General features: G+C 72.6%; 20 protein-coding genes and 1 pseudogene. 8 read left to right on the top strand and 13 right to left on the bottom strand.

The annotated features are described in order from the left end of the window. Nucleotides 1-4: 4 nt before the first annotated feature. The gene (locus ACIG47_RS07645) at nt 5-685 is read right to left on the bottom strand and encodes a response regulator (RefSeq protein ID WP_397417402.1); all 681 of its coding nucleotides are present in this window, start codon (nt 683-685) and stop codon (nt 5-7) included. An 80-nt stretch (nt 686-765) separates the two neighbouring features. Between ACIG47_RS07645 and ACIG47_RS07640 the strand changes: the two genes are divergently transcribed. Together ACIG47_RS07640 and ACIG47_RS07635 are read left to right on the top strand one after the other, a co-directional pair. Further along, a complete protein-coding gene (locus ACIG47_RS07640; RefSeq protein ID WP_397417399.1) occupies nt 766-2,076 on the top strand; it encodes a sensor histidine kinase in 1,311 nt (436 codons plus the stop codon). Nucleotides 2,077-2,137: 61 nt separating this feature from the next. Next, entirely contained in the window at nt 2,138-3,223 is a 1,086-nt protein-coding gene (locus ACIG47_RS07635; RefSeq protein ID WP_397430294.1) for a fatty acid desaturase family protein, read from the top strand. 106 nt (nt 3,224-3,329) lie between these two features. On the opposite strand, the gene ACIG47_RS07630 is transcribed toward ACIG47_RS07635, so the two are convergent. Beyond that, entirely contained in the window at nt 3,330-4,289 is a 960-nt protein-coding gene (locus ACIG47_RS07630; protein WP_397417394.1) for an oxidoreductase, read from the bottom strand. Nucleotides 4,290-4,385: 96 nt separating this feature from the next. On the opposite strand from ACIG47_RS07630, the gene ACIG47_RS07625 reads away from it, so the two are divergent. The 4 genes and pseudogenes from ACIG47_RS07625 to ACIG47_RS07610 all read left to right on the top strand — a co-directional run. Then, the gene (locus ACIG47_RS07625; RefSeq protein WP_397417391.1) at nt 4,386-5,045 is read left to right on the top strand and encodes a DNA-binding response regulator; all 660 of its coding nucleotides are present in this window, start codon (nt 4,386-4,388) and stop codon (nt 5,043-5,045) included. Between the two features lie 111 nt (nt 5,046-5,156). Beyond that, the gene (locus ACIG47_RS07620; RefSeq protein WP_397430293.1) at nt 5,157-5,540 is read left to right on the top strand and encodes an MmcQ/YjbR family DNA-binding protein; all 384 of its coding nucleotides are present in this window, start codon (nt 5,157-5,159) and stop codon (nt 5,538-5,540) included. Between the two features lie 13 nt (nt 5,541-5,553). Further along, nucleotides 5,554-5,949, top strand: a complete 396-nt coding sequence (locus ACIG47_RS07615) for a YybH family protein (protein ID WP_397430292.1) — start codon at nt 5,554-5,556, stop codon at nt 5,947-5,949. Nucleotides 5,950-6,689: 740 nt separating this feature from the next. Next, nucleotides 6,690-6,860: pseudogene (locus tag ACIG47_RS07610) on the top strand (TOPRIM nucleotidyl transferase/hydrolase domain-containing protein); the annotation flags it as partial. Between the two features lie 602 nt (nt 6,861-7,462). On the opposite strand, the gene ACIG47_RS07605 reads toward ACIG47_RS07610, so the two are convergent. Further along, the gene (locus tag ACIG47_RS07605; protein WP_397430291.1) at nt 7,463-8,509 is read right to left on the bottom strand and encodes an alcohol dehydrogenase catalytic domain-containing protein; all 1,047 of its coding nucleotides are present in this window, start codon (nt 8,507-8,509) and stop codon (nt 7,463-7,465) included. 245 nt (nt 8,510-8,754) lie between these two features. Here ACIG47_RS07605 and ACIG47_RS07600 point away from each other — a divergent pair, with 245 nt between their 5' ends. Continuing rightward, nucleotides 8,755-9,786, top strand: a complete 1,032-nt coding sequence (locus ACIG47_RS07600) for a tyrosine-type recombinase/integrase (RefSeq protein WP_397430290.1) — start codon at nt 8,755-8,757, stop codon at nt 9,784-9,786. A gap of 9 nt (nt 9,787-9,795) precedes the next feature. Here the strand turns inward: ACIG47_RS07600 and ACIG47_RS07595 are convergent, their stop codons facing one another. The 5 genes from ACIG47_RS07595 to ACIG47_RS07575 form a co-directional block, all read right to left on the bottom strand. Further along, nucleotides 9,796-11,112 carry a sensor histidine kinase gene (locus ACIG47_RS07595; protein WP_397430289.1) on the bottom strand — a complete coding sequence of 439 codons (1,317 nt, stop codon included), beginning with the start codon at nt 11,110-11,112 and terminating at the stop codon, nt 9,796-9,798. Between the two features lie 121 nt (nt 11,113-11,233). Further along, entirely contained in the window at nt 11,234-11,776 is a 543-nt protein-coding gene (locus ACIG47_RS07590) for a hypothetical protein (RefSeq protein WP_397430288.1), read from the bottom strand. Further along, nucleotides 11,766-12,308: a pyruvoyl-dependent arginine decarboxylase gene (locus ACIG47_RS07585; protein WP_397430287.1), complete on the bottom strand. Its 543-nt coding sequence runs from the start codon at nt 12,306-12,308 to the stop codon at nt 11,766-11,768. The genes ACIG47_RS07590 and ACIG47_RS07585 overlap by 11 nt, the downstream gene beginning before the upstream one ends. After that, nucleotides 12,305-15,214, bottom strand: coding sequence for a response regulator (locus ACIG47_RS07580; RefSeq protein ID WP_397430286.1), 2,910 nt, complete (start codon nt 15,212-15,214; stop codon nt 12,305-12,307). The genes ACIG47_RS07585 and ACIG47_RS07580 overlap by 4 nt, the downstream gene beginning before the upstream one ends. Before the next feature lie 102 nt (nt 15,215-15,316). Further along, on the bottom strand, nt 15,317-15,691 hold the full coding sequence (locus ACIG47_RS07575) for a response regulator (RefSeq protein WP_397417370.1): 375 nt from the start codon (nt 15,689-15,691) through the stop codon (nt 15,317-15,319). 165 nt (nt 15,692-15,856) lie between these two features. On the opposite strand from ACIG47_RS07575, the gene ACIG47_RS07570 reads away from it, so the two are divergent. Then, the gene (locus ACIG47_RS07570; protein ID WP_397430285.1) at nt 15,857-17,146 is read left to right on the top strand and encodes a phosphatidylserine/phosphatidylglycerophosphate/cardiolipin synthase family protein; all 1,290 of its coding nucleotides are present in this window, start codon (nt 15,857-15,859) and stop codon (nt 17,144-17,146) included. A gap of 42 nt (nt 17,147-17,188) precedes the next feature. Here the strand turns inward: ACIG47_RS07570 and ACIG47_RS07565 are convergent, their stop codons facing one another. The 5 genes from ACIG47_RS07565 to ACIG47_RS07545 form a co-directional block, all read right to left on the bottom strand. After that, on the bottom strand, nt 17,189-17,863 hold the full coding sequence (locus ACIG47_RS07565; RefSeq protein WP_397430284.1) for an MBL fold metallo-hydrolase: 675 nt from the start codon (nt 17,861-17,863) through the stop codon (nt 17,189-17,191). A gap of 35 nt (nt 17,864-17,898) precedes the next feature. Further along, the gene (locus ACIG47_RS07560; RefSeq protein ID WP_119145523.1) at nt 17,899-18,486 is read right to left on the bottom strand and encodes a MerR family transcriptional regulator; all 588 of its coding nucleotides are present in this window, start codon (nt 18,484-18,486) and stop codon (nt 17,899-17,901) included. 111 nt (nt 18,487-18,597) lie between these two features. Continuing rightward, the gene (locus ACIG47_RS07555) at nt 18,598-19,104 is read right to left on the bottom strand and encodes a bifunctional nuclease family protein (protein WP_397417541.1); all 507 of its coding nucleotides are present in this window, start codon (nt 19,102-19,104) and stop codon (nt 18,598-18,600) included. Between the two features lie 123 nt (nt 19,105-19,227). Continuing rightward, on the bottom strand, nt 19,228-19,998 hold the full coding sequence (locus ACIG47_RS07550) for a MerR family transcriptional regulator (protein WP_397430283.1): 771 nt from the start codon (nt 19,996-19,998) through the stop codon (nt 19,228-19,230). Further along, nucleotides 19,995-20,468 (bottom strand): FHA domain-containing protein, encoded by a 474-nt coding sequence (locus ACIG47_RS07545; RefSeq protein ID WP_397417362.1) that lies wholly within the window; start codon nt 20,466-20,468, stop codon nt 19,995-19,997. Before ACIG47_RS07545 ends, ACIG47_RS07550 begins: the two co-directional genes overlap by 4 nt. Nucleotides 20,469-20,532 lie beyond the last annotated feature (64 nt).

Here is a 20,532-nt window from a genome sequence, read left to right as displayed (position 1 = left end):
TCCGTCAGCCCCCGGCACGCACCAGACCCGACTCGTACGCGCACACCACCATCTGCGTCCGGTCCCGCAGCCCGAGCTTGCTCAGGATGCGGGACACGTGCGTCTTGACGGTCTGCTCCGCCAGGAACAGCTCCGTGGCGATCTCCGCGTTCGACCGCCCGCCCGCCACCAACCGCATCACGTCCAGCTCCCGGTCCGTCAACGCCCCCAGCGTGGCGTCCGGCGCGGAAGGCCGCGTCGGACGCGCCGCGTAGTCCGCGATCAGCGCCCGCGTGATCTTCGGCGACAGCAACGCCTCACCCGCGGCCACCACCCGCACCGCATGCGTCAGCTCCTCCGGCGGCGAGTCCTTCAGCAGGAACCCGCTCGCCCCCGCCCGCAACGCCGAGAACACGTACTCGTCCGCGTCGAACGTCGTCAGGATGATCACCTTGGGCCCCGTACCCGGCATCCCCATGATCGTGCGCGTCGCGTCCAGACCGTTCACCTTCGGCATCCGGACATCCATCAGCACCACGTCCGGCCGCGTGCGCCGCACCACCTCGGCGATCCCCACGCCGTCGTCCGCCGTCCCCACCACCGTGATGCCCTCGTGCGCCTCAAGGAGCGCCGCGAACCCCGCACGGATCATCGACTGGTCGTCGACCACCAGCACACGGATCGGTTCGGCGTCGGAGAGCGGCACCCACCCAACCTAGCCGACACCCCCAACTTCGCTCTCACGGGTGACGCGACACACCCACCCCAGCGCATAACCTGCCGGTGATGGACCACCCACACACCGCACCCGCGACAGCGGGCACCGCGCCGGGCACCGCACCCGCCCGCGGCGCTCGCCGACCCCGGCTGCGCTCCCTGCGCTCCCTGGCCCGGCTCGACCTGACCGCGTCCTCCATCGCCCGCCGAGAGGTGGTCTGGCTCTGGACCGTGGTCATCGTCGCCGCCGTCGCCCTCGCCGCCGTCGGCTGGCCCGTGACCGCCACCGGCTACGACACGCACCCCGCCGCGGCCATGAGCCTCACCCTGCTGCACTGCGCCGCCGCGATCCTCGCCGTCCGCTGGCCCTGGGCCGGCCTCGGCGCCTCCGTCGCAGCAGCCCTGCCGCTCATGATCGTCACCTCCCACGCCGGCCCCGCCTGGCCGTGGCCCTGGCCCGTGACCGTGCTGCTCACGCACTGCCTCACCGTGCTGGTGCTGGCCCTGCGCCACCCCTGGTACTGGGCCGCCTCCCTCTGGCTCGCCGGCGCCCTGCTCACCGTCCTGACGCCCGCGGCCCTGTCCCACCACCTCGCCCAGGGCGGCGTCGCCAACGGCGTCGTCCTGGTCTCCCTCAGCGGCGGTATCGCCCTGGTCGGCGTCCTCATGCGCCTGTGGATCCTCAGCATCGTCCGCATGGAACAGGCCGAACGCCTCAGCGCCGCCGAGACCAGCCGCCGCCGCGAGCTCGAGGAACGCAACCGCATCGCCCGCGAGCTGCACGACGTCGTGGCCCACAGCATGTCCGTCATCACCGTCCAGGCCACCACCGCCCGCTACCGCCAACCCGGCCTCGAACCCGCCGTCCAGCAGGAGTTCGAGGAGATCGCCACCTCCTCCCGCCGCGCCCTGGCCGAGATGCGCGGCCTCCTCGGCATCCTCCGCGGCCACGACACCGCCCCCACCGCACCCCTGCCCGGACTCGCCGACGTCGCCGACCTCATCGAGTCCACCCGCGCCTCCGGCATCGAGATCACCTACACCGGCACCACCGCAGAAGTCCCGGAAGCCGTCGGCCTCACCGCCTTCCGCGCCGTCCAGGAAGCCCTCAGCAACGCCCTGCGCCACGCCCCCGGATCCACCGCCGCCGTCACCATCACCCTCTCCGACGACGCCCACGACCTCCTCGTCAACGTCACCAACACCGCCCCCGCCCGCAACGACGAACCCACCCCCGGCGCCCGCCTCGGCCTGGCCGGCATCCGCGAACGCGCCGCCGCCCTCGGCGGCACCGTCACCACCGGCCCCACGCCCGACGGCGGCTTCGAGCTCACCGCCACCCTCCCCGTCACCCAGGACGACGACCCACTACTCACGTAGGGGGTCCGAATGGCTCCCACGGGGGACGCCACACCCACGACCCCGTTCCTAGGTTGACGCCATGACGACGACCGAGGCCCCGCCGCGGGCGGCCCGACAACGCCGCACCGCCCGCAACGCGCAGACCAACGACTACTTCGACCTCGTCGAACGAGCCAACGCCGCAGGCCTCATGGGCCGCCGCGTCGGCTGGTACGTCGGCCGCACCACACTCGTCGCTGCCGCACTGGCACTCGCGTTCACCCTGCTGCTCACCCTGGGCCACACCTGGTGGCAGCTCGCCGTGGCCGCCCTGTTCGGCATCGTGTTCACCCAGGGCGCGTTCCTCGCCCACGACGGCGGGCACATGCAGATCTTCGCCTCCGGCCGCCGCAACGAGTGGTTCTCCCGCATCGTCGGCAACCTCGTCGTCGGCCTCTCCATCGGCTGGTGGAACCGCAAGCACAACCGCCACCACGGCCACCCCAACGTGATCGGCAAGGACGGCGACATCGCCACCGGCGCACTCGTGTTCGTACCGGGCCAGGAGCAGGGCCGCACCGGCATCCTCGGCTGGGTCACCCGCCGCCAGGGCTGGCTGTTCTTCCCCATGCTGACCCTGTTCGGCCCCGTGCTGCACGCCAACTCGGTCCAGACCCTCGCCACCGTCCCCGGGATCAAGCACCGCGGCGCCGAGGCGGTCCTGCTCGGCATCCGCCTCATCGGGTTCCCCGCCCTCGTGCTCCTCACGCTCGGCCCCGCCCTCGGCACCGCGTTCCTCGCCGTCCAGCTCGCCGTGTTCGGCACCTACATGGGCGCCACCTTCGCCCCCAACCACAAGGGCATGCCCCTGCTGCCCAAGGACCTCAAGATCGACTTCCTGCGCCGCCAGGTCCTCACCTCACGCAACATCCGCGGCGGCCGGTTCGTCGAGTGGGCCATGGGCGGCCTCAACTACCAGGTCGAGCACCACGTCTTCCCCCGCATGCCCAGCGTCAACCTGCGCCACGCACGCCCCATCGTCCAGGACTTCTGCGCCGAGCACGACATCCCCTACACCGAGACCGGACTGCTCGAGTCCTACGGGATCATCGTCGACTACCTCAACCGCGTCGGCCTCGGGCACGCCGACCCCATGGACTGCCCCATCGTCGCGCAGTACCGCTGACCCCACCCCCAGCACCCGGACGACGGCGCTCGCGGTGAGCGCCGGGACGCCGTCGGCGGCGTCGCACCCCGGAACCACCGAGGCGCGACGCCGCCGACGTGCGTCGTCACGCGGCCGGTACGACCGCGTCCAGGAGGGCGAGCTCGTCCTGCGTGAGGCGCAGGGCGCCCGCGGCGACGTTCTGCTCCAGGTGGGCGACGCTGCCGGTCCCGGGGATGGCCAGCACGTGCGGGCCGCGGTGCAGGGTCCAGGCGAGGCGGACCTGCGCCGGGGTGACGCCGTGGGCCTTCGCCACCGTGGCCAGCTCGGCGTCGCCTGTCGGGGCGCTGTCGGACGGCGCGCCGTCTGCCGGTGCGGAGCCGGACGGGCTGGGCGCCGCACCCGCGACCGCGAAGAACGGCACGAACGCGATGCCGTGCTCCCCGCAGAGCGCGAGCAGCTCGTCGGCGGACCGGTTGGTCAGGCCGTACTGGTTCTGCACGCACACGACAGGCGCCACCGTCAGTGCCTCGGTGAGCTGCTCCGGCAGCACGTTCGAGATGCCGAGGTGCCTGATCAGGCCGGCGTCGCGCAGCTCGGCGAGGGCGCCGAAGTGCTCGGCCACCGACTCCCGGTCCTGCTCGTGCCCGGTGCCCCAGCGCAGGTTGACCACGTCGAGGTGGTCACGCCCGAGCTGGCGCAGGTTCTCCTCGACCTGGCCGCGCAGCTGGTCGGGGCGGGCCATCGGCTCGAACCCGCCGTCCCGGGACCGGGCCGGGCCCACCTTGGTGGTGATGACCAGGTCGTCGCCGTAGGGCTGCAGGGCGGTGCTGATCAGCTCGTTGGCGGAGCGGCCGGGCGTGAAGTAGAACGCGGCGGTGTCGATGTGGTTCACGCCGAGCTCCACGGCCCGGCGCAGGACGGCGATCGAGTCCGCGCGCGGCCGCGGCGGGTCCCAGGGCATGCCCATGAGCCGCATGGCGCCGAGGCCGATGCGGTGGACCGTCCGGTCGCCGAGCTGCCAGGTGCCGGCTGCGGCGGCGTCGGGGGTCGTGGTGGTGGTCGGGTCGGTGGGTGTTGTCGTCATGCGTCCAGCGTCACGCCGTCTGCCGCCGGTCCCGGCACGATGGCAGGTTGTTGCCGTCCTTGGCACGGGGGAGCGGCAGGAGGGAGGATCGTGGTCATGCAGACGGGCCAGGCCGTGACCATCGTGCGCGGGGAGCAGGAGCTCATGGAGCGCACCATGCACCTGTTCGCGACGGCCACCGAGGTGTCGTGTGCCGCCAACGACCTCGCGACGTGGGCGGCCGCCCAGACGTCGGAGGAGCTCGCCCACCTGGTCCGGCACCGCCGGCCCGGCGACGTGAAGATCCGCAAGGTCTACCGTTCCGCCCTGCTGCTGGACGCCTTCGCGGCCCGGGGTCTGGCCCGCGACCGGGACCGGCACGGTGCGCAGATCCGGATCACCACCGAGGAGATCAACGAGACGATCATCCTCGACCGCCGGCTGGTGATCATCGCCGGCGACCTCACCGCAGGGCAGCGCAGCTACAGCGTGATCACCCAGCCCGAGACCGTGCAGGGCGTCACCTCGCTGTTCGAGGCGGCGTGGCGCTCGGCCACCGACCTGGCCGTCTACGACGCGCGGATCGCCGACATCCGCCGGATCGCGCCCCAGGTGCTGGACCTGCTCGGTCAGGGCGTCAAGGACGAGACGGCCGCTCGCATGCTCGGGCTGGGGGTGCGCACCTACCGCCGTCGGGTCGCGGAGCTGATGGAGGCGCTCGGTGCCGGCTCCAGGTTCCAGGCGGGCGTGCGGGCTCGGGAGCTTGGGCTGGTCTGACGTCGGGGCTGGTCTGACGTCGGGGCGGGGCGGGCGTCGGTAGGGCCCGGGCGTCGGTAGGGCCCGGGCGGGGGAGGGGGGCGTGTCAGTGGCGGGTGCGAGACTCCTGCCGTGACCGAACGCGCCCCCGTACCGACCGACACCGTCCTCCGGCTCGCCGCGATCCTCGAACACCTGCCGGAGTGCAAGGAGCACGACGCCTGGACGGGTGTCGCATGGAAGACGCGGGGAGCGACGGTCGCACACGTGTTCGGGGGAGAGGACGGCCTGGTCCGGATCACGTTCCGCGCCGAACCCGACGAGGTCGAGGCGTTCCAGCACCTGGGCCCGCAGTACTTCAAGGCGGACTGGGGAAGCAACGTCGTCGGACTGGTGCTGGACGAGGCCACGGACTGGGAGGAGCTGACCGAGCTGCTCACCGATTCGTACTGCATCCAGGCACCGCAGCACCTGGCGGAGCAGGTCGACCGGCCGGGCATCCGGGATGCCGGATGAGTAGTGTCGTGTCATGACGCACTCAGGTGGAACGGTGGATCGCACCCTGGTGCAGAACTGGGTGCGCGACTACGAGCGGCTGTGGCGCACGCCCGACACGGAGCGTCTGGCCGACCTGTTCAGCGCCGACGCCTCGTACCTGACGTCGCCGTGGGCGGAACCGATCGTGGGGCTGCCGGCGCTGCGGGAGTTCTGGGACGCGCACCGCGACGGCCCGGACGAGGCGTTCACGATGACCAGCGAGGTGGTCGCGGTCGACGGTCCGACGGCGGTGGTACGGGTCGCCGTGGAGTACGAGGCTCCTGACGGGAGCTGGCGCGATCTGTGGCTGCTCACGTTCGACGGCGCCGGACGCTGCGCGGCGTTCGAGGAATGGCCGATCGCGCCGTCCCGTGATTCTGCCGTGTGACTGCGTCCGCGTAGCTGCGTCGTGGCAAGTGTGCACCTGGTGCTTGTGTTTCCGGTCTTCAGCAGCAGAACCGATAATGCACATTATGTCATTTCGGCGGCGATGCAGGGGTGTCTTGCCTCTGCCCCGCGGTGCAGGCGGCCGGGTTCATACCTTCGCGTTCAGAGTCCCCGCGCACCGCTTCGCGCCGAGCTCTCTCGCAGCCCTGAGATCGCTGCGCAAGTTAGCTGACCGCAACGTGGCGGGTTGCCGCGTGAGCCTGCACGTTGCCCGCAGCGCCACGGGCCGCCGAAGAGCCTTTCGGCCGTTCGGTCCATTGCACGACGCCGGAGCCTGTGTTCGGTCCGATGCCCTGAGATCGGCCCATCGCACGACCGATCTCAGGGCATCGGACCGAACGCGCTGTCGCCACTGGTGCATTCGACCGAGCTCGCCGTTGCTACCGGTGCGGATGGCCGAAACCCCTCCGGCGCCACCGTGCGGATGACCGAATCAGCTCGCCGTGGCGGTGTGGATCGCCGAACGGGACTGGCGCGTCTTCGTGGTTGGCCCCGGTTGCACGCCGGGCCGTTCTGGATTGATCACCCTTCCCCGCCCTCTTCCGCATCGGGACGTGACCACTGCTCTAAAGGATTGTGTATAGCGCAACACAAACCTATGCAAACCTCAGCATATTGGGGCGGCAGCGCACCGAAAACGAGCGGCGATCGGCGGCGTCCGGGACATACGATCCGGAGACGATGAACCTCGACGGCATGCTCGCGGCGTCCACGCGCACCGTGGTGCTCGTGGAGGGCGACAGCGACCGTGCGGCGATCGACGCTCTCGCCGCACGCCGGGCGCTCCCCCTGCCGGACCTCGGCGTGCAGATCATCGCCATGGGTGGCATCACGAACATCGGCCACTACCTCGCGGCCCTGGCAGAGGTCGCCGATCCGGAGGTCGCCGATCCGGAGATCACCGATCCGCACAGCAGCACCCGGCTCCGCGCACCCGGCACCGACCTCGCAGAAGGACACCGGTCCCCCGGCGAGCGACTGCCCGCTGTCGAGCGACCCCCCGCCAGCGAGCACACAACCCCGCCCCCCACCGGCCCGGCCCGGACGGTACGCCTGTGCGGCCTGTACGACGCCGCCGAGGAGCGCTTCGTCGTCAACGGCCTCGACCGCGCCGGCCTGCGTCCGTCCGCGAGCGCCGCTCCCCTGGCGAGCGCCGGTTTCTTCCGGTGCGAGCGTGACCTGGAGGACGAGCTGCTCCGGGCCGTGGGCACCGAGCGGTTCCTGGCGCTGATCGGGTCGGAGGGTGAGCTGGGCAGCTTCGAGCGGCTGCGGCGTCAGCCGGCCCAGCAGGGGTGGTCCACCACGCGGGTGCTGCACCGCTTCCTCGGGAGCCGGAGCGGCCGCAAGGAGCGGTATGCGCGCCGCCTGGTGGAGGTGCTCCCCCTGGACCGGGTGCCGGAGCCGCTGGACGCGGTCCTGCGGCGGGCGGTGGGTGACGGCGACGCTCAGGGGCTTCAGGGGCGTCGCGGGTCCAGCACGACCATCCCGGCGCGCGGGGCGGAGTCCATGGTCGGGACCAGCTCGGCGGCCTCGGCCATGCCGACCACCCGGTCCAGCAGGTCCTGCGGGCGCAGCGCCCCGGACGACACGAGGCCGAGCATCTCGGGGTAGTCGGCGGCGGCCATGCCGTGGCTGCCGAGCACGTCGAGCTCCCAGGCGATGACGCGGCCGATCGGAACGCGCGGGCCGCCGTCGACCGGGGCGAAGAGCCCTACCTGGACGTGGCGGCCGCGGCGGCGCAGGCTCGTGATCGCGTCGGCGCAGGTCTGCTCGCTGCCTACGGCGTCGACGGCGACGTGCGCACCCCCGCCGGTGAGCTGGTGCACCACGGTGGGTACGTCGAGCCCGTCGGCGAGGACGGTGTGCGTGGCGCCGGCGCGGCGTGCGGCGTCCAGGGCGGCCGGGGTGCGGTCGACGGCCACGACGTGGGCGCCGCGGGCCACGGCGATCATGACGGCGCTGAGCCCGACGCCACCGGCGCCCACCACGACTGCCCACTCCCCTGCCCGGACCTGGGCGCGTCCGGCCACGGCGCGGTAGGCGGTGGCGAACCGGCACCCGAGGCTCGCGGCGGTCTCGAGCGTGATGTCGTCCGGGACGGCGACGAGGTTGGCGTCGGCGGCGTGCAGGACGACGAGCTCGGCGTAGGAGCCCCAGTGGGTGAAGCCGGGCTGGGTCTGGTCGGGGCAGACCTGGGCCTGCCCCGTGCGGCACCAGTGGCAGGTGCCGCAGCCGCTGACGAACGGCACGGTGACCCGGTCCCCCACGTGCCAGCGCGTGACGCCCGCGCCCACCTGCGCGACGGTGCCGGCGAGCTCGTGCCCGGGGACGTGCGGCAGGGTGGTGATGTCGGCGTCGTGCCCGGACCAGGCGTGCCAGTCGCTGAGGCACAGGCCGGTGGCGTGCACTCGGACCACGACACCGCCGTCGGGCGCGACGGGGTCAGGGACCTCGCGGACCTGGACGGGACCGTGGAACTCGTCGAACTGGATGGCGCGCACCCGCGGATTCAACCACGGGCACCCGCACCGTGTCCGGCAGGTGCCCCTACTCCCCTGCCAGGATCCGCCGCACCGGGTCGAACGCCTCCATCAGCTCCTGCCCCACCACCACGTACGAGATGCCCAGGCGCTCGCGGCGTTCGCGGGTGTGCCGGGGCCTATGTGGTGGGGGTGGGTCTTGTCGCAGGTCAGGGGCGCATTCCGGCATATCGGGAGTGTCAGTGGTGGCGCTTAGGGTGGCGGTCATGGTCGCTCCTCCGCGCCTTGAGCGCATCACTGTCGACGAAGCCGTGCGCCGTTATCTGGCGGCGGTGGAGGTCGAGACGATCCGTGGTGTCCTGTCTCCTGCGACGGCGCGCAGCTATACGCGTGACGTGACGGAGTTCGGGCGGTTGGCGGGCCGGGAGCGGGTCCTGGACGACGTGACGGGTGCTGACGTGGACACGGTGCTGGTGCGGTACCAGTCGGCGCCCGACGCCCGGTACACGGATCCGGGCCGTAAGCCGGGTCCGGGGCGCAGCACGGCGACGGTGAACCGGTTCCGGCAGTCGGTGACCCGGTTCTTCGCGTACGCGGCACGGGAGTGCTGGGTGCAGGCGGACCCGATGCAGTGGGCGGCTCCCCCGGCGAAGGTGCGGGGCACGTTGCGCACGGCGCGGACGGCGTTGTCGGCGGGGGCGGCGCGGAGCCTGCTGGCGGTCGCGCCGACGGAGGCGCCGGCGCGGACGGACCAGGATCTGGTGCTGCGGGACCGGCTGGTGGTGGCGCTGCTGCTGGTGCTGGGTCCGCGGGTCTCGGAGCTGGCGCGCGCTGACCTGGACGACGTGGCGCGGGAGCCGGGGCGGGCGACGTGGCGGATCCGCGGCAAGGGTGGCAGTACCCGCACGGTGACGCTGTCGCCCCCGCTGTCCAGGGCGTTGGAGGACTACCTGTCGGGTCTGCGCCCGTCGCTGGCGGCCAAGCGCCCGCAGGACGAGGACGCGCAGCGTGCCCTGCTGCTGTCGTGGCGTGGCCGCCGGATCGACACCCAGGCGATCCGGGCGCTGCTGGCGCGGGCGGTGCGCCGCATGCCTGCGCCGTACCAGCGCGAGGCGACGCCGCACGCGCTGCGGCACACCACGGCGACGCTGCTGGTGGCCGACGGGTGGGACGTGAAGGTGGTGGCGGAGCTGCTGGGGCATGCGTCGATCGCCACGACCGGTGTGTACCTGGACCGGATCGAGGGTGAGCTGGCGGCGGCGATCCGGTCGCACCCGCTGGCGGGCGCGATGGAGTGAGGGGCGCGCTCAGCGGGGTGCGGACGAGGGCAGGGTCACCGTGACCCTGGTCCCCTCCCCCGCAGTGCTCTGTACGTCGAGGGTGCCGCCGTGGGCGTCGACGATGGCCTGGGCGACGGGAAGCCCGAGGGCGATCTCACGGGGCCGGCAGGGGGCGCCGTCGGCCCCGTGAGGGCGGGTGGTGAGTCCTGCGAGCTCGTCGGGGTGCAGGCCGGTGCCGGTGTCGGACACCTCGAGCAGGACCCGGCGGCCCGCCGGGCCGTCCGTGGCCCCGGTCGGTGGCCTGGGCCCGCCGGGACCGTGGTCGTCGTGGACGTCGACGCGCAGCGTGACGGCGCCGCCGCGTGGTGTGTGCCGGAGGGCGTGACTCACCAGGGTGTCGACCATCTGCGCCAGGAGCTCCGGGTCGCCCGGCACCGTGGCCGGGTCCGTGCCTGGGTGCGCGTCCGGGCCCGTGCGCAGATCCGTGGTGGTGTCCGGTGCCGTCACGGTGAGCGTCAGCCCGGCGGCGTCGACCGCGGGGCCGAGCTCCTCGGCGCGGGCCCGTACGACCCGGGCCAGGTCCACGTCCCTGGGGTGCACGTCGAGCTGCCCTGCCGCGAAGCGGGCGCTGACCATGAGCTCGTCGGTCAGGTGCAGCAACCGCCGCCCGTTGCGCTCGATCACGCCCACGTACCGGTGCTGCTCGGGCGTGAGCGTGTCCGTGTCCATGAGCTGTGCGTACCCGAGCACCGAGGTCAGGGGCGAGCGCAGCTCGTGACTGAGCATCGCGATCAGGTCGTACTGCGACTGCCCGGCGGGTTGTGCCTGGCGGTCCCGTACCAGCCGTGCCACTCCCGCACTGCCGAGGGCCACCACGAGGGCGACCAGAGGCATCACCACGGTCCGGGGCACGAGCAGGTCGACGGCGGCCTCGGGTGCCGCGAGCGCCGTGGCGACCTGGACGCCGGTCGCGGCGGCGACGGCCAGCACCACGGCGGACCATGACCCGCGCAGTCCCAGGGTGGCTGCGGGCAGTACGAGCAGCGCGTCCGCGGCGGTGACGGCGGCGCCGGAGCCGTCCTGCAGGGCCACCAGGGCGCCCATCTGCGCCAGTGGCAGCACGGACTGCCACGTGTCGGCGACACGGGCCCAGGGGATCAGCACGCCGGCGTTCTGCACGGCCAGGACGAGCAGCAGGCCGAGCCACATGCCGAACCAGGTGGCGGCTCCCGCCTGGACCGGTCCGCCCGGCACGAGGAAGGTGAGCAGCCATGTGATCGCGTACAGGACCGTGAACGGCACCTGCCGCAGTCCTACCGCCTCGGGTGCCAGGAACCGGTCCACGAGCCCTCCTCCGCTCGGTGACGGCCCCTGCCCCAGGCCGCCCCGCCTAGTTCCGACGGTAGGCAGGAACCCCGTGCCGCGCCCGTCGTCGTACGGGTGCTATACGGGTGTCATACGGGTGTCAGTGGAACGTGGAGGCGTAGTACGTCTGCTGGTCCACGTTCTCCACGGTCACGTCTCCGGTGCGTTCCAGGTGGCGGCGCAGGTGGTCGGCGAACCGCAGCGACTCGTCGTTGAACCGGGACACGTCGTAGGCGCACACCACGCGGTGCTCGGCGAGGTGGGCGACCAGGGTGTCGATCATGTCCATGAAGGTGCGGGTGGACCGGCGGTGCGGGTGCACGAGCGTGAACCCGACGTACCAGACCGCGCCGCGGGCGGCGTGCTCGGGGTAGCGGGCGGCGAAGAACTCCGGGCTCACCCAGGGCACGGCGGCGAGGTCGGTCGCGAGCGTCGTCAGCCCCACCGCCTCGCCGTGCTCGTCCCGGGCCAGCAGCTTGGTCACGCGCGGGTCGGTCATCTCGGCGTCGAACTCCTGGCGGTGCAGCACGTGCCGGGCAGCGGCGCGGGTGCGCAGCGGCTCGAAGGCCTCCAGGTACAGGGCCCAGAACCGGTCCGCGACCGCGCCGGAGACCGTCTCGCGCAGGACGACGTCAGCGTCCATGGCCCGGCACCCCCCAGCCGACGCTGCGGTAGGTCGCGACCACCACGGCGCACACGGGCAGCGTCCGGCACGTGATGCCCACGATGCGCCGCCCCTGGGGCCGGTAGGTGCCGCCGCGGGTGGCGGACAGGTCCTCCAGGCTGTGCGTGAGGTCTGCGGAGACCTGCTCGCGCGAGGGGCCCTCGTGCTCGACGAACAGGCCGGCCCCGTCGCCGTCGTCGTGCCGGGACCAGGCGATGCCCGCCCAGGCGTCGTGCCCGGGCAAAGAGGCGTGCGCCCGGGCGTACACGCAGTACAGGGCGTCCCCGTGCGCGCCGCGCAGCTGTCCCGGCCCGTGCACCTCCTGGACGCGGCTGCCTGGCGGGATGATCGAGCTGAGCCGGATGAGGTTGAAGTCGCTGACGCCAGCGCTCGCCAGGGCGGCGTCGAACGCGGCCAGGGTGGTGCGCCCGGTGCCGGTCCCGGCACTGACACGGATGACCAGTGGGTCGGGCCGCGGATCGGTCAGTCGGTCAGTCAGTGGGTCAGTCATGGTGTCCTCGAGGACGGGAGATCGCCGGACTCGCCGAGCCCACCGGTGCGCCCGGCCGCGGCGTCCAGCAGGTCCAGCACGGAACGCAGCACGGCGTCGGGCGCCGCCTGCCCCTTGGTCAGGAACACGGTACGGCCCAGCTGGAGGTCCTCCCGTTCCTGCGTGCCGACCTCGGCACCCGAGTAGACGACCAGCGGCACCCGGCGCAGCCGCCCGTCACGCCGCAGGTCGGCCACCAGCTCCCGCCCGCCCCCGCCGGACACGGTGAGGTCCAGGACCACGAGGTCCGGGTCGGCGCCGTGCGCCAGCGCTCCCCTGGCCTCCTCCACCGAGCGCGCCTGCCGGACGGCGAGACCCCCGTTCTCCAGGACGGTCGCCACCACGCTGCGCAGGTCGTCGTCGTCCTCGACCACGAGGATCCGGCTGTGGTGCGGCTGGCGGCGGATGACGTCCCGGACGGTCTCGATCAGGCGTGCGGGGTCCACGGGCTTGACGAGCCAGTCGTCCGCGAGCGCCGCGGTCTCCAGCACGTCGCCCGGCCGCGTCCCGGACACCACCACGACCGGCACCCCGGCCGTGGCCGCGGACCGTCGCAGCTGGCTGAGCACCTCGGCGCCGCTCGTGCCCGGCATCGCGAGGTCCAGGACGAGCACGTCGGGATGCTCGTCGTCGATGACGTCGAGCACGGCCTGCCCGTCGGTGACGCCCACGACGTCGTACCCGCGTGCCTCCAGGACCGCGCGGAGCACCTCCACGACGTCCGGGTCGTCGTCGGCGACCAGCACCCGGGTCGGTGCCTGGACGCCCTGCTGCCGGGGCTCAGGGGCCCGGCCCGTCTCCGGTGCGGCGCGGCGCAGCGTGAACCGGAAGCTGGATCCGTGCCCCTCGCCCTCGCTGACGGCCCACAACCGTCCGCCGTGCAGCTCCACGATGCTGCGCGCGATCGGCAGCCCGAGCCCGGAGCCACCCCGCTCACGCGTCGTCGAGGCGTCGATCTGCTCGAACCGCCGGAAGACGGCCTCCAGCTTGTCGGGCGGGATGCCGCGTCCCTCGTCCTCGACACGCAGCTCGACGAAGTCCCCCACGGGCACGCTCGTGACGCGCACGGTGCTGCCCGGCGGGGAGAACTTCACCGCGTTGCCCAGCAGGTTGGTCAAGGTCTGCACGATGCGCTCGGCGTCCGCACGGACGACCTCCGTGCTGTGCTGCGGTGCCAGGGTGACGCCGGCCTCGTCGGCCAGGACCGAGACCTGGTCCACCGCGGCGGCCACCAGCTCGCTGACCGGGTGGTCGGCCAGCTCGAGCTGTGTCGTGCCGGCGTCCAGGCGCTCCACGTCCAGGATGTCGTCCACGAGCCGCGCGAGGCGCTCGCTGCTGCCCAGGGCGATGTGGACCATGCGTGCGGCCTGTTCGGGCGCGTCGTGGAACGCTCCACCGTCCAGGAGGCCGAGCGCACCGCGGATGGCGGTCAGCGGGGTGCGCAGCTCGTGGCTCACCACGGACACGAACTCGTCCTTGATGTTCTCCATCTCGCGTCGTTCGGTCACGTCACGGAACGCGACGACCGCGCCGCGGATCCGGCCGTCGTCGCGCAACGGGCTGGCCGTCACCTCGACGGGCACCTCCTTGCCGTCCAGGCGCAGGTAGACGTCCTGCTCGGCCGTGACCGTGATGCCGTCGCGCACCGCCTCGGTGATGTAGCAGTTCTCCGCGGGCAGCCGGGTGCCGTCCTGCGCCGGGGCGTGGAAGGTGGCGTGCGCGTCGCGGCCCACCAGCTCACCGGCGGGCGCACCGAGCGTGTGCGCCGCGGCCGCGTTCACGAACGTCACCCTGCCCTGCAGGTCCACCCCGTAGATCCCGTCGGCCACGGACTCCAGCGTCCGCTCCCGCTCGCTGGCCAGCGAGCGCAGCTGCGCGGTGCGTTCCCGCACCCGCCGCTCCAGCCCGTGCCGCAGGGACTCGTTGTCCACCACCACCAGGATCTGCCGCACCACGACCGCCACGAGCACCGCGACCCACAGCGCGTTCGCCACCCACGGCAGGCCCGCACCACCCTGCGCCTGGGTCACGCGGGTCAGCGCAGCGGCCAGGAACAGGCAGAACGTGACCACCGTGCCCAGCACGGGAGTCCCCTCCCCGGACCGGGTCACGACCGGGGCACCGGAGGCCGCCGGATGGCGCGCGGCCAGGGCGATGGCGAGGTAGCCGCCCACCCACCCGGCATCGACCGGGCTGCCGAACGTGAACCCGTCCGTCGCCGACAGCAGAGCGAACGCCACGTCCGCCACCGTGTACAGCACGAACCCGCCACCCACCAGCACCAGCGGCACCCGTTCGGCGGCACTGGACCGAGTCAGCACCTGCACCGCGAGCGTGGCCAGCAGCGCGTCCACCACGGGCAGCGCGTACGCCGTGAACGCCGGCTGCGTGGCCTGCGCGACCGGGTCGAGCGCCACGGCGAACAGTGCGATGTACAGCACCGAGCCGCCCACCACCACGCTGTCCAGGAGCATCCGCACCAGGTCCTGGCCGCGCGGCCGCACCGCAGGGAACAGCGACAGCCCCACCACGCCGAACAGCAGCGCCGCGATGTAGACGGCGTCACCCGTCTCCGGGTCGCCCGCCAGCCCGGAGTACACGTTCCCGGCCAGCCCCACCACACCGCCCAGGGACAGCGCACCCCAGGCCCGACGTCGGCGACCCCTGGACTGCACCGCACGCCACCCGCAGCTCACCGCCGTGACGACACCGGCGGCCGCGAGCGCCACCATCGAGATCTGCTGGCGGACGGACTGCTCCAGCGGCCCGGCCAGCGCCACGACGAACAGCAGGAGCGCCGTGCCGCCGACCCAGCACCAGCGGACGAAGCTCTCCCGTGACCCCTGCGCGGAGCGCGGCGACCCCATACGGCGAGAGTAGGTCAGCCGTGTGGGCCCTGCATTTCACCTTCCGCTTTTCACCTTCCGCTTCTCACTCTGCCCGCGCACCGCGCCCTGACCAGGGACGTGTCAGGTCCACCCGAGCAGGTCCGCGATCTGATCGGGCAGCGTCAACGGGTCGAACGGCTTGGCCAGCACCCCGGCGACCCCGAGCTCCTCGTACCGGCGCCGCTCGGCGGGCTGCACCTTCGCCGTCAGGAAGATGACCGGCACGTCCTGGGTGCGCGGGTTCTCCTGGAGACGGGAGAACGTGGCCGGCCCGTCCATCGCCGGCATCATGACGTCCAGCAGCACCGCGTCCGGGGGGTCAGCCTCGCACGACGCGACCGCCTGGGCACCGTCCGCGGCCACGTCCACGTCCCACCCGGCAACCACCTCCAGGCCGGTCCGGACGACCTCCCGGATCGCCTCCTCGTCGTCGACCACCAGGATCCGTCGGCTCATCGGGCCTCCTCCAGGGCACGCACGTCGGACAGCTTCGGCTTCCGCCCCCTGGACCTGCAGCCAATCCTCCCACCGACCGGGCGCTCGCGGCGGAGGAACACCGGGTGCAGGCCGACGCGCCGGTCATTCCGAGATCCCCGAGGTGGGAGCGGGTACCGTGAGTGCGTGCCGTCCCGCAAGTTTCCCAGCCTGCCGAAGCTCACCCTCGACCTGCCCCCGGACTTCGTCCGGCAGGTGCGCACGTTCGCCACGCGCGCGGCGATCGTGGCGGCCGCCGTGCCCGTCACCGCCGCGGTCGCGCTGACCGTCACGGACAAGATCCGGCGGCGCATGCACCCGCTCACGGAGAAGTTCCCCACCGAGAAGCCCCTCACCGAGTACATCGACGAGACCGCCACCACCGTCTACACCTACGGCGCCGACCTGTACGACGCGATGCTGGAAGCCATCCGCGGCGCCCGCACCTCGGTGATGCTGGAGTCCTACATCTGGAAGGACGACGAGGTCGGGCGGCAGTTCAAGCAGGCCGTCATCGACGCCGCCGACCGTGGTGTCGACGTCTACGTCATCGTGGACGGCTTCGCCAACCTCGTCGTGCCCTACTCGTTCTTCCGCTTCCCGCCGTCCGTGCACGTGCTGCGGTTCCCCGTGCTGCGCCGCGGCATGGCCTACCTGAACGTCCGCACCTCCGGGCGCGACCACCGCAAGATCCTCGTGGTCGACGACGAGATCGGGTTCGTCGGCGGGTACAACATCGGCTCCCTGTACGCCACCCAGTGGCGCGACACCCACGTACGCCTTGCCGGACCGTCCGTGTGGGAGCTGCGCAACGCGTTCGTCGACTTCTGGAACCGGCACCGCAAGCCACGCCACCCCGTGCTGACCGACATCGGGTCGAACACGTGGATGCCGCACCTCAAGGCGGCCCGCAACGCCCCCTCCGAGCTCGTCTTCCCGATCCGCGGCATCTACCTCGACGCCATCGACCGCGCCACCAGCCACGTCTACATCACCCAGGCGTACTTCATCCCCGACCACGACATCCACGCCGCGCTGCTGGCGGCCGCCGCCCGCGGCGTCGACGTCCGCGTCCTGGTACCGCACCGCTCCAACCACGTCGTGGCCGACTGGCTCGCCCGCGGCCAGTACGCCTCCCTGCTGCGCGGCGGCGTCCGCATCTTCCTGTACCAGGGCGCCATGGTGCACGCCAAGACCGCGACCATCGACCGCCGCTGGACCACCATCGGCACCGCCAACATCGACCGGCTCAGCCTCACCGGCAACTACGAGGTCAACCTCGAGATCGTCGACCCCGGCCTGGCCGCCCGCATGGAGGACGTGTTCGCCATGGACCTGTCCAACGCCACCGAGCTCACCCTCGCCCAGTGGGAGGAGCGCGGCACCGTCGCCAAGATCGGCGAGTACCTCCTCATCCCGCTGCGCCCCCTGCTGTAGCACGGGAGCACAGCGGGACCAGGCCGCCGGTTCAGGCCGTCCTCAGGCCGCCAGCGACTCCCCCGCCGTCAGCCGCGCATAGACGTACTGCCCACCGAGCCGCGCCGTGTCCAGCCACCGGCCCGTCAGCATGTGCCCGATGTCGGACAACAGCCCGTCGTGCACCGGGACCACCGTGACCGCCGGAACCGAACGCGCGAAGTCGATCGCCTCCCGCAGCTTCATCCACGGCCCCGACACCGGCACCAGCAGCACGCCGACCCGGCCACCGGGCACCTGCGCGGGCGGCACGAAGGAGTCACCCGGGTGGTACACGCTGTGTCCGTCGGCCTCGACCAGGTAGGTCACGTTCACCGGCAGACCAGGCACCTCCGGGTGGATCTCGGCATGCGCACCCCCGCCCACCGTGACCCGCGCACCGCCGACCTCCAGCACGTCACCGGGCGTCACTGCGTGCAGGCGCTCGCGGGCGGCGCCCGCGGTGGCGAGGTTCTCGATGGCGGACGCCGGCCCCCAGACCTGGGCCGCTGGGGTGGTGCGGAGGTGTTCTGCGACGGCGGCCGGGTCCAGGTGGTCGGCGTGGTCGTGGGTGACAAGCACGGCCGTGGCGCCCGTGAGCGCGCCGGTGTCGCTGAAGGTGCCGGGATCGATGACGACGCGTGCGCCGTCGGGCAGAGCGACCGAGACGCACGCGTGCCCGTGGAAGGTGAGCTGCATGGTGGCAGGCTACGCCCGCCGGGCGGGTGGTGCGGTCAGACGGCGGACCGCGCGGCCCGCCGCTGCGCCAGCTCGTCGCCCTCGACGGCGGGGACGCCGGGCTCGCCCTGCTCGATGGTCTCGGTCGGCATCTGGGACAGGGTGCCCTCGATCTCGCGCCAGACCCGCCCGACGGCGATCCCGAACACGCCCTGACCGCCGGCCACGAGGTCGACGACCTCGTCGGGCGAGGTGCACTCGTACACGCTCGCGCCGTCGGACATGAGGGTGATCTGGGCCAGGTCCTCGACGCCGCGTTCCCGCAGCGCGGTGACGGCGGTGCGGATCTGCTGCAGGGAGACGCCGGTGTCCAGGAGTCTCTTGACGACCTTGAGCACAAGGATGTCGCGGAAGCTGTACAACCGGTGGGTGCCGGACCCGGTGGCGGGCTTGATGCTCGGCTCGACCAGGCCTGTGCGGGCCCAGTAGTCGAGCTGACGGTAGGTGATGCCGGCGATGTGGCACGCCGTGGTGCCGCGGTAGCCGGTCGTGGCGTCCTGCTCCGTCAGGTCCTCACCGAAGAGGAGACCCTGCGCGCCGTGCGGGACCGTAGCGCGTGTGGCTCTCTCACCGCTGGTGTTCACTGTGCCTCCTGGGGTGTCGTGGCCACGCTATGGCGCGTCGTAGGTGATTTCAAAGATGCGCGCCGTGAAACGCCCGGCGTGTCGCGAGTTGTTCCCCGGGCGGGGTGGCGGTCAGCCGTTGCGTCCGGGTCCGGGGCTCCCTCCGCCGGGTGGTCCGAGGAAGTCCTCGGGGGTGACGTGGTCCAGGAAGTCGCGGAAGCGCTCGACCTCGGCCTGCTGGTCGACGTCGACGATCTCGACGCCGGCGAGAGCCACGATCTCGGCCGAGCACAGGACGGGGCTGCCGGTGCGCACGGCCAGCGCGATCGCGTCGGAGGCGCGCGAGTCGAGGTGCACGCCGTTGCTCAGCACGAGCTCGGCGAAATAGATGCCGCCCTCCAGGGCGACGATCTCGACGCGTTCGAGCACGACGCCCACGGCGCCCAGCACGTCCCGCAGCAGGTCGTGGGTCATGGGCCGCGGGGTGGCCAGGCCGGCCTGCGCCATCGCGATCGCGCTGGCCTCACGGGCGCCGATGACGATCGGGACGGCGAGGTCGGCGGCACTGTCGAGCAGCAGCACGACGATCTCCTGATCGCGTTGCTGCTGTCGCACACCGAGGATCTCCACGGGAACCATCGGTACGTCGTCCGGCCTCACTCTTTCACCGTACGGCGTCCGGCGGTCGCGCGTCGCGCGCTCGGAGCAATTTTCTGGTCACGTGGTGGTCGACCACATGCCAAAGAAGGGTGAAATCCCGTCTCAGCCGAGGTCGTCGATGCCCTGCCGGATCCAGGCGGCGTGCAGCCGGGTGAACAGCTCGCCCATCTCACCGGCCATGCTGGCCGCGCGGCCCCGCGCGGCGGTGGCCTGCTGGCTGCGCAGCGGGGCCACGACCTGGTCCACGAGCGTGACCTGCCGGTCGGCGGCGGTGCGGAAGGAGCGCAGGTGGCGGGGTTCGATGCCGAACTGGGCCAGGGCCGCGGCGATGCGGACGACGTCGACGGCGCTGGAGCCGAAGGTGCCGCCGGAGGCGGGCAGCAGCCCGGACCGGGCCAGGTCCTGCACGAACTCCTCGGTGACGCCGGCGGCGTCGGCCACGGACCGTGCGGTCCAGCGGCGCCGGGCGGGCGCGCCGACGCCGGCCAGGCGCGGTGCGGGGTGCTCTGCCGAGTCGGGGTCGGCGTCCATCGCGGCCAGGCGTTCCTTGATGGCCTTCAGCGGCATGTAGCTGTCGCGCTGCTCGGTCAGGACGAAGCGCAGGCGTTCGACGTCGGCCTGGCTGTACTGCCGGTAGCCCGACGGCGTCCGCACGGGCTCGATGAGGCCCTGCTCCTCCAGGAAGCGCAGCTTGGAGTGCGACACGGAGGGGAACTCCTGGCCCAGGGCGCGCAGCACGTCGCTGATGCGCATGGTGGGCTGCCGGGAGATGCCCCGGGGCCAGGGCGCGTCGGCGTCGCCCGGGTCCCGGCCCGACGCGGGGTCGGGACCGGGCTCGGGGTCGCGGTGGACGCGTGCGGCGCCGGCCGTCACGGGGCGGGCGTCCCCGCGCCCCACTGCGTCGGCGCCTGCGGGCTGGCGTGGAAGGTGAGGCGGAACTTGCCGATCTGCACCTCGTCGCCCGTGACCAGGGTCGCGGCGTCGATGCGACCGCGGTTGACGTAGGTGCCGTTCAGTGAGCCGATGTCGCGGACGACGAACGAGTCGCCCTCGCGGACGAACTCGGCGTGCTTGCGGGACACGGTGACATCGTCGAGGAAGATGTCGGCCTGCTCGCTGCGCCCCGCGACCGCACGGCCGGTGTCCAGGAGGAAGCGTGCGCCGAATCCCGGGCCGCGCTGCACGATGAGCAGGGCGGAGTGGCGCGGGAGCGCGGCGACGGCTGCGGCTTCTTCCGGGCTCAGCGCCGTGCGGGGCGCCTGCTCGTCGGAGGTCGGGAACGCGATGCGACCCAGGTTGGCCGTGGTATCGGGCCCGACCGGATGGGCGCTGGGGTCCGTCATCAGGTCTCCTCGGGTGCGGGGGTGGGGTGCTGGGATGGGTCCGTCGTACTGCCGTGTACTGCTG

The organism is Promicromonospora sp. NPDC052451 (assembly GCF_044547525.1).
Classification (GTDB): domain Bacteria; phylum Actinomycetota; class Actinomycetes; order Actinomycetales; family Cellulomonadaceae; genus Promicromonospora.
Note: the sequence above shows the minus strand (reverse complement) of the source record. Positions and strands in the feature narration are given on the sequence as shown.

What these genes read in the sequence shown, in the direction of transcription:
- ACIG47_RS07640 (WP_397417399.1), top strand. Translation starts at nt 766, where the DNA reads ATGGACCACCCACACACCGCACCCGCGACAGCGGGCACCGCGCCGGGC.
- ACIG47_RS07565 (WP_397430284.1), bottom strand. Translation starts at nt 17,863, where the DNA reads ATGCAGCTCACCTTCCACGGGCACGCGTGCGTCTCGGTCGCTCTGCCC.
- ACIG47_RS07625 (WP_397417391.1), top strand. Translation starts at nt 4,386, where the DNA reads ATGCAGACGGGCCAGGCCGTGACCATCGTGCGCGGGGAGCAGGAGCTC.
- ACIG47_RS07580 (WP_397430286.1), bottom strand. Translation starts at nt 15,214, where the DNA reads ATGGGGTCGCCGCGCTCCGCGCAGGGGTCACGGGAGAGCTTCGTCCGC.
- ACIG47_RS07555 (WP_397417541.1), bottom strand. Translation starts at nt 19,104, where the DNA reads ATGGTTCCCGTGGAGATCCTCGGTGTGCGACAGCAGCAACGCGATCAG.
- ACIG47_RS07545 (WP_397417362.1), bottom strand. Translation starts at nt 20,468, where the DNA reads ATGACGGACCCCAGCGCCCATCCGGTCGGGCCCGATACCACGGCCAAC.
- ACIG47_RS07615 (WP_397430292.1), top strand. Translation starts at nt 5,554, where the DNA reads ATGACGCACTCAGGTGGAACGGTGGATCGCACCCTGGTGCAGAACTGG.
- ACIG47_RS07575 (WP_397417370.1), bottom strand. Translation starts at nt 15,691, where the DNA reads ATGAGCCGACGGATCCTGGTGGTCGACGACGAGGAGGCGATCCGGGAG.
- ACIG47_RS07600 (WP_397430290.1), top strand. Translation starts at nt 8,755, where the DNA reads ATGGTCGCTCCTCCGCGCCTTGAGCGCATCACTGTCGACGAAGCCGTG.
- ACIG47_RS07630 (WP_397417394.1), bottom strand. Translation starts at nt 4,289, where the DNA reads ATGACGACAACACCCACCGACCCGACCACCACCACGACCCCCGACGCC.
- ACIG47_RS07585 (WP_397430287.1), bottom strand. Translation starts at nt 12,308, where the DNA reads ATGACTGACCCACTGACTGACCGACTGACCGATCCGCGGCCCGACCCA.
- ACIG47_RS07590 (WP_397430288.1), bottom strand. Translation starts at nt 11,776, where the DNA reads ATGGACGCTGACGTCGTCCTGCGCGAGACGGTCTCCGGCGCGGTCGCG.
- ACIG47_RS07635 (WP_397430294.1), top strand. Translation starts at nt 2,138, where the DNA reads ATGACGACGACCGAGGCCCCGCCGCGGGCGGCCCGACAACGCCGCACC.